Source organism: Candidatus Protofrankia californiensis, from assembly GCF_900634765.1.
Lineage (GTDB): Bacteria > Actinomycetota > Actinomycetes > Frankiales > Frankiaceae > Protofrankia > Protofrankia californiensis.
The window spans coordinates 14,108-20,837 of the sequence record NZ_CAAAFT010000064.1 but is presented as its reverse complement, the minus strand read 5'-3'; the positions used below and the strand labels follow the sequence as shown (position 1 = coordinate 20,837).

Here is a 6,730-nt window from a genome sequence, read left to right as displayed (position 1 = left end):
CGCCGCTGAAAACGATCGTCCGACCGGCGGTCCGTAAGGTGGCCGCGACCGCGTCGGCGCGCTCCCGCCCCGCGGCGAGCTCCTCACGGAACCGGCTCACCATCAGCAGGGAGTAGTCGATGCCCAGGCCCAGGCCCAGGGCCGTGGTGAGATTGACCGCGAAGATCGAGACGTCTGTGAGGCTGCCGAGGACGGACAGGATCGCAAGCCCGCCGAAGATACCGACCACACCGACGACAAGCGGCAGTAATGCGGCGACCACACCGCCGAAGGCCACCACGAGCAGCACCATCGTGATCGGTATGGCCAGCGACTCGGCTACGGCGAGGTCGGAGGTGACCTGGTCGTTGATGTTCTCGCCGATGGTGGCGAAACCGCCGGGAGTCACCGTCACCGGGCCGGGCGCATCGGCGGCCCGCTCGTACCGGCTGACGAGTTTCGCGGCCACATCGTCGTCGTCCACGGAGGCGAGCACAAGGGCGTGTTTGCCGCTCTCGGAGCGAAGGGGCGGGCCTCCGACGTCCCAGTACGAGACCACCCTGCCCACACCCGGCTCGGCCGCGAGCGTGCGGGCGACCTCCTTCCCGGCGGCCGTGGCGTCGGGGGCGTCCACCGCCCCGGCGCGGGCCGTGACAAGGAGGACCAGGTTTGGCTGGCCACCGAAACGTTCCTCCACCGCATGGTCGGCACGGGTGGAGTCCGACCGGGGATCATCGAATCCCCCGGTCTGCAGCTTGCCGAACGCGCCGACGCCGACCACGGCTGTCGCACCCACAAGCAGCAGGGTTACCAGTAGGACGAGTCTGGGACGGCGTGTGACCAGGCGCGCGAGGCTTGCGAACACCCGAACCTCCGGAGAGTTGTCATCGTTCTGGAGAACAGTGTTCGCATACACTAGACGCAGTCAAGACACCCCATCGAAAAAGTTGACAGTGTTCACCTAACGGATCAGCATGGCCCACGTGACCCAGCCGGCCTCCAGACGCGAGCGCCTCCGCCTCGCCACCATCGACGAGATCAAACAGATCGCCCGTGGCCAGCTTGATGAGCACGGCGCGGCCGGGGTCTCGTTGCGGGCGGTCGCCCGGGCGATGGGGCTCACCCCATCCGCCCTCTACCGGTACTTCACCAGCCGCGACGAACTGATCGCCGCGCTGATAGCCGACGGGCTCGACTCACTGGCCGACGCGTTGGAGGACGCCTTCAAGCTCGCGTCCACAGACGATCATGCCAGGCGGTGGCTTGACGTCACCCGCACCTACCGTCGGTGGTCACACGAACACGTGACCGAGTACATACTCATCTTCGGGACACTGGGGCTCGACTACACCCCGCCGGCGGATCAGCCGTGTGACGGTTGTGACGGCACGGAACGCTCGGTCACAGTGCTGTTCCGGTGCATGGCTGACGCGATCGACGCCGGGCTGATCGATCTGTCCCGGTTCGTTCGCGAACTCACGCCCGCATTGCGCGCCCAGCTTGAGGCATGGCGAGCCGATACCCACAACGCGATCCCGCCGGCAGGGCTCGCCGCCTGCCTGATCGTCTGGACGCAGCTGCACGGGTTCCTGTCCCTGGAGCTGTTCGGCCATCTCCCATCCGCGATCAGTGACGCGAGCACACTGTTCGACCAGCAGATGCTCGACGTCCTGCTCCGGTGCGGCTACCAGGGCCCGGTCGACTTCACGACCGGGTAAGCAGGACCGCGATCAGCGAGAGTAGCAGCCAGGAGCCACGCGGGGTGACGGCCAGGAGTCGACCGGCCCCGGACAGCCGTCCGGGGCCGGTCGACCCTCACGCGGACGCCCGCATCCGGCGTTCGAGCGTCTTCAGCGCCGCGTGGCGCGCAGCTTTGATCTCGGGAATGCGCGCCTGGTAGGCCCGTGAGTTCGCCAGCGGCTGGTAGAAGCCGAGCCGGGGAACGAACGCCGTGTCGTCATAACCGGTCGGACGGTGCAGCGCATACGTACGCCCGGGGTAAAGCAGGTCGTAATTCTCGGCGATCTCCCAGACCGCCACCTGCGAGTCGATCCGGCGGCGGGCGAAGTAGGCCTCCAGCACGTCGACGGTAAAGCTTATCTCGTGGAACTGCTTGACAAGGTCGCGGTAGTCCTGCCCAACCTGGTATTTGACCGGCAACGCGACCTGAACGCATTCCAAACCGCCCAGGAAGTCCAGTGCGAGCACCTTCAGGGAGGTCTCCACCCCGTACCCGCGCGAAAAGGCCAGCGAGCTGAAGAGATCTGCGTCGATCACGAACTCGCCGATGAGCGGCTGCTGGATGGCCGTGACGGCGGGGACGTAATGGGCCAGCTGCTTGGAGAGCAGGGAGCGCAGCATCTCGGTGGTACGCCCTCCGGGCCGACCGTCACCAGTCACCCGCTGGGAGCTGCCGTTGACGAAGAGTGGCACGTTGCCGGTCGTCGCAGCCGCCGCGAGTAGGCCCACGGTATGCGGGTCGTAGTACTCCAGATCGGCGTCATGAAATACAAGCCGATCGCCGAACGCCAGATAGGCGAGACTGCGCATTGCACCGGCTTTGCCGCCGTAGGAGGGCGATTCACGTTTCGCGTGACGTTCGATGACCGACCGCCCCCGGACGACCCAGCTTGCCCCCGCTTCCGTCGCTATACGCACCAGGTCGTGTTCGTCACCGTCGGACGACGGATCGACGACAACGCCGATTTCGTCCAGAACCCGACGTTCCCGCATCCAGTGCTGACGATTCAGGGCAACAATGTTACCCAGCGTCCGGGCCGCTTCCGGGCCACGTGCGGGGATGAGCAGGCTCAGCGTGATGCCTTTGGTGAGTTTACCGGCCTCGATGGCGTCGAGGTCGAGGGTGGTGGGGTCGAGCGTACGCACGGACGCCCCTCTCTCGTGAGCTTTCCATGAGAACTCCCCCCCTTTACCCAATAGGCCGGAGACGACGCGATCATCGGTTCGGCACGCTGCCGGAGGCCCCAAGGAAGCCAGACCGCCCCCACCGCCGCCGGGCCCGCCTTCCCCCGTCGCGCTATCCGTCCGGCCGGCACGGACAGCAGGTCATGACCTGCATTGGCTTAAGACCTCTTCCGCGCCCCCTTGCCTCCGAACCGTGGATTCCGGCCAGGTGGCACATCCCGGCTCGCGTATTCCGCCAGCAGCCTTCAACGTGGACGTAACAACGAGTTAGGGTAGTACCCTAACGCACGTTTACCAAGGCCTGTCAGTAAAAATCGTGACTATGGATACTATATGTGTCCATAGTAGTACCTAACGTACCGCAGCGTCGCGGAAGGCGACGATGGTGATTGCCTCCCACGAGGATGAGGGCGCACGCGGCATCTCTGCCGGTGTGCGGTCGACCGGGTCCGTCTGCCGGAGAGCTCCGTCTTGCGGACAGGAGCGAGCACATACGTCATCCTGACAACGTGTCGACACAGCGGTGGTGGTCACGGGCTCAGGCAAAGGCTGCCACGCCGCGTCACGCGCTTCTGGCAGGCACCGCCCCGACACGCACGACCGGGACACACACGGCCGAGACGCACCGCGCGTCGCTCCCGGTACTCTTCGCAGCGCTCCTCGTCCTGGCCGGCGGTGCCTGCGGTGCCGGCTGCGCCTCAAGCGACGGCTTCGTCTCGGCGCCGACCCGCGCGACACCCCCGGGACGGCTTCACCCAGCCGTACGGCCGCGACCGGGCACGTTGCCGAACTGGGTCCGGCAACGGTCTGCAGTACGCCCAGGACACCGCGCAGAGGCAGCCGGCTTCACGAACCTGACCTCCCACGACGCGCTCGGGCGTGGCCGCAACCAGATCCTCGATTGATCGGAGATCCTGTCAGGGTGAGCGATACACCGCGTCCTCGGTCGACAGCAAGGTTGCGGTCGACCAGCACGAATCGCCGCCGTGATTTCAGCGAAACACGCACGGGACGCCGTGAGGATCCTTACGCTGTGAGTGAACTGTTGGACAGGTTGACCATGCTGACGGATTGACCATGCAGGTGGGTGAGGACAGTGAGTGACGGAACTCCAGCAGGCACAGTGCCGGATGCCGGCGGGACGGCCCGGCAACACCTGGTGACCTTCTGCGGAAAGTGCAGTTGTGGATGTCCGCAGCTGTTCGTCGACCACGACGCCCCGGCCGAACGCCGGATCGTACTCGTGGACGACTTCGGCCAGCAGGTGCAGATGAGCGTCGATCAACTGCATGCGATAATTGATCAGGCGCAATCCGGAGAGTTGGAACGTATCCTCGATTCTGCCCTGACTGTGACACCCGGTATCTAGCACCCGGTACCAGATACCGGTATCTGACCAGGACGCGTCCAACAGCCCCCGCGCGGGGGTTTTCCCGCGCGAACGTGAACCTCGGCATGACCAGGCGGTGCCGCATGCACCATTTACCGGGGGTCGCGGGATCAGTCAACACGGCCGCCGGCTCTCTTCGACTCGTCGCGTCGCTGGTGTTCACCGCCCTCGTGGGATTCCACGCCTGGATGTCGGCGCGGACAGCACGAACCGACGGAAGCCGGATTGCCGTACTGACCGAGACCGGCCACCTTCTCGTGGCAGCCGGCATGGCGTACATGTTCAGCCCGCCGGACTGGCAGGCCCACACCGCCCGGGTCATTGCCGGGTCCACGTTGGCCTGGGGTTATCTGGCCCTTTCGTCGGTGTTCCTGACCGCTAACGCGATCTGGGGAGGTGATCCGGGGCGCCCACGGCACCCAGCCACGCCCGAACACCACGACGCCGGTTCGGCCGGAACCTGCTGCTGCGCGTTGCTCGCGATCGAGGGCCTGGCGATGGCGTACATGAACGCGCTGCAATGGTGGTCGGCGGACGACCTCACCATCGGCTTCTTCCTGCTTTTCGCGGCGGTGACCGTCCTCACGACGGCCACCCTGGTACTGCGCCTGGTGGCAGGGTCGTTCCCCGCCGGTGGGCCGGCCACCCGGATGGCCGGCCCGATCATGGTCAGCGCGCGTGGCGCATCCGTCCGCATCCACGGGCGCCGTCTGATCATGAGCGTCGGCATGGTCGCCATGTTCACGACGGTCCTGACCTCCTGACGCCTCGTGCTGATCCCTCGTTAACCGGGCACGTCAGTTAGCCGCGCGCGTCAGCCGATACCGCCAGGATGTCGGGGTCGGCCGTTGCGTCGACGGCAGGGACGACATCGTGGTCCGCGTACATCTCCACGGGTGGGCAGGTGCAGACCGGGTTGCGGTCACCGTAGGCGCCGTCGATCCGGCGTACCGGTGACCAGTACTTCGACTCCCGCAGGGAGGCGACCGGATAGGCCGCCACCGTGCGGGCGTACGGGTGCGCCCACTCGTCCGCCACCAGCATGGACGCCGTGTGCGGGGCGTTACGCAGGGGGTTGTCGTGCACCGGCCAGGTGCCCGCGCCGACCAGGTCGGCCTCCCGCCGGATCGAGATCATCGCCCGGCAGAACCGGTCGATCTCGGTGAGGTCCTCGCTCTCGGTCGGCTCGACCATCAACGTCCCGGGTACGGGGAACGACATCGTCGGTGCATGGAAACCGTAGTCGATGAGCCGCTTGGCCACGTCGTCCACGGTCACCCCGGTCAGCTTCGTCAACGGGCGCAGATCGAGGATGCACTCGTGCGCGACCAGGCCATCACGTCCGGTGTAGAGAACCGGGTAGTAGGACGACAGCCGCCAGGCGATGTAGTTGGCGTTGAGGACCGCCACCGAGGTGGCCCGGCGCAGTCCCCGCGCACCCATCAGCCGGATGTATGCCCAGGGGATCATCAGGATGCCCGCCGACCCCCACGGCGCCCCGGATATCGGTCCGACGCCGGTGGACGGCCCCGCCTCGGGCTGTAGCGGATGGTTGGGCAGGTAGGGCGCGAGCCGTTCGACCACCGCGACCGGGCCGACACCCGGCCCGCCACCGCCATGCGGGATGCAGAACGTCTTGTGCAGGTTCAGGTGACTCACATCCGCCCCGAATGCCCCCGGTTTGGCCAGCCCCACCAGGGCGTTCAGGTTCGCGCCGTCCACGTAGACCAGGCCGCCGCAGGAGTGCACCAGATCGCACGCCCGCCCGATGCCCTCCTCGTAGACACCGTGCGTCGACGGGTAGGTCACCATGAGCGCGGCAAGCCGGTCGGAGTACGCGGACGCCTTCGCGGCCAGATCCTCCAGATCCACGTTGCCGTCGCTGTCGCAGGCGACCACCACGACCCGCATACCGGCCATGACCGCGCTCGCCGCGTTCGTCCCGTGCGCCGACGACGGGATCAGGCAGACGTCCCGGGCCGGCCTGCCCTCCGAGGCATGGTCACGGTGGTAGGCGCGGATGGCCAGGAGCCCGGCGAGCTCCCCCTGACTGCCCGCGTTCGGCTGCAGCGACACGGCCGCGTACCCGGTGATCGCGGCCAGCCATCTTTCGAGATCGCGGATCAGCTCCAGGTAGCCGGCGGCCTGATCCAGCGGTGCGAACGGGTGGATGTCGGCAAAGTCCGGCCAGGTCACCGCGGCCATCTCGGTCGTGGCGTTCAGCTTCATCGTGCAGGAGCCCAGCGGAATCATGCCGCGATCGAGGGCCAGGTCCTTGTCCGCGAGGCGGCGCAGGTAACGCAGCATCGCCGTCTCGGACCGGTGCAGGTGGAACACCGGGTGATCCAGATAGCGACTCGTCCGGGCCAGCTCCGCGGGGATCGCCCTGCCGCTGCCGGTACCGACGCCGGTACCAGTGGCTTGGGTGGCCGCCGT

The 6,730-nt window shown here is 67.0% G+C and carries 6 protein-coding genes; 3 read left to right on the top strand and 3 right to left on the bottom strand.

The annotated features are described in order from the left end of the window. Positions 1-844, bottom strand: an 844-nt coding sequence (locus DD1DGNOD_RS03790; RefSeq protein ID WP_165036378.1) for an MMPL family transporter, incomplete at its 3' end; no start/stop codon positions are given. A 109-nt stretch (positions 845-953) separates the two neighbouring features. Here DD1DGNOD_RS03790 and DD1DGNOD_RS03785 point away from each other — a divergent pair. Next, a complete protein-coding gene (locus tag DD1DGNOD_RS03785) occupies positions 954-1,697 on the top strand; it encodes a TetR/AcrR family transcriptional regulator (protein ID WP_131765261.1) in 744 nt (247 codons plus the stop codon). 97 nt (positions 1,698-1,794) lie between these two features. On the opposite strand, the gene DD1DGNOD_RS03780 is transcribed toward DD1DGNOD_RS03785, so the two are convergent. Next, positions 1,795-2,865: a hypothetical protein gene (locus DD1DGNOD_RS03780; RefSeq protein WP_131765260.1), complete on the bottom strand. Its 1,071-nt coding sequence runs from the start codon at positions 2,863-2,865 to the stop codon at positions 1,795-1,797. 1,135 nt (positions 2,866-4,000) lie between these two features. On the opposite strand from DD1DGNOD_RS03780, the gene DD1DGNOD_RS03775 reads away from it, so the two are divergent. Continuing rightward, positions 4,001-4,273: a hypothetical protein gene (locus DD1DGNOD_RS03775; RefSeq protein WP_241251208.1), complete on the top strand. Its 273-nt coding sequence runs from the start codon at positions 4,001-4,003 to the stop codon at positions 4,271-4,273. A gap of 104 nt (positions 4,274-4,377) precedes the next feature. Next, positions 4,378-5,058 carry a DUF5134 domain-containing protein gene (locus DD1DGNOD_RS03770; protein ID WP_165034731.1) on the top strand — a complete coding sequence of 227 codons (681 nt, stop codon included), beginning with the start codon at positions 4,378-4,380 and terminating at the stop codon, positions 5,056-5,058. A 37-nt stretch (positions 5,059-5,095) separates the two neighbouring features. On the opposite strand, the gene gcvPB is transcribed toward DD1DGNOD_RS03770, so the two are convergent. Next, on the bottom strand, positions 5,096-6,730 hold a 1,635-nt coding region (gene gcvPB, locus DD1DGNOD_RS28735), incomplete at its 5' end, for an aminomethyl-transferring glycine dehydrogenase subunit GcvPB (RefSeq protein WP_131769458.1).

Coding starts and splice junctions, on each gene's coding strand:
- DD1DGNOD_RS03785 (WP_131765261.1), top strand. CDS start 954: ATGGCCCACGTGACCCAGCCGGCCTCCAGACGCGAGCGCCTCCGCCTC.
- DD1DGNOD_RS03770 (WP_165034731.1), top strand. CDS start 4,378: ATGCACCATTTACCGGGGGTCGCGGGATCAGTCAACACGGCCGCCGGC.